Genomic DNA, 270 nt, shown 5'->3' on the forward strand with positions numbered 1-270 from the left:
GGGGGGGGGGGGGGGGGGGGCTCCTTTTTTTTTTTTTTTGTTTCTCCTTTTTTTCCCTCTCCTCTCCCTTTCTTTCTTCTTTTTCTTTTTTTTCTCCTTTTTTTTTTTTCTTTTTTTTTTTTTCTTCCCCCCCCCCCCCCCCTTTTTTTCTTTTTTTTTTCTCCCCCCCCCCCCCGTAAATTTATTTTTCTGTTTTTTTTTTTTTAGTTTATTAAATACGTGCTTCGCTCCTCCTCCCTTTTCTTTTGTTGAGTTATTACTGTTCCTTTT

At 38.1% G+C, this 270-nt stretch carries 1 protein-coding gene; it reads right to left on the reverse strand.

The window, feature by feature from the left end; all coding sequences use genetic code 11:
• Positions 1 to 270, reverse strand: a 270-nt coding sequence (locus FG152_RS27185) for a hypothetical protein (protein ID WP_498989480.1), incomplete at both ends; no start/stop codon positions are given.

This window comes from Ochrobactrum sp. XJ1 (genome assembly GCF_024701725.1).
Lineage (GTDB): Bacteria > Pseudomonadota > Alphaproteobacteria > Rhizobiales > Rhizobiaceae > Brucella > Brucella anthropi.